Here is a 299-nt window from a genome sequence, read left to right on the forward strand (position 1 = left end):
TGTTAATTCACGTTTAGCGGACTGCGTGTTATTTTTAGACTCTTCTTTTGCCTTTATTGCTTCTCGGGCTTTTGCTTCTTCCTTGGCCTTAGCTATTTCTCGTGCTTTCGCCTCTTCCTTAGCTTTGGCTATTTCTTGCGCTTTTGCTTCTTCTTTAGCCTTTGCTATTTCTCGTGCTTTCTCTTCTTCTTTAGCCTTCGCTATTTCTTGCGCTTTTGCTTCTTCTTTAGCCTTCGCTATTTCTTGCGCTTTTGCTTCTTCTTTAGCCTTTGCTATTTCTTGAGCCTTCGCTTCTTCTT

1 pseudogene is annotated in these 299 nt (G+C 41.5%); it reads right to left on the minus strand.

The annotated features are described in order from the left end of the window. A pseudogene (locus tag MR083_RS27090) lies at positions 1-299 on the minus strand (enterotoxin); the annotation flags it as partial.

Origin of the sequence: Bacillus cereus group sp. BfR-BA-01408 (assembly GCF_022663305.1) — a bacterium.
Classification (GTDB): Bacteria; Bacillota; Bacilli; order Bacillales; family Bacillaceae_G; genus Bacillus_A; species Bacillus_A pacificus.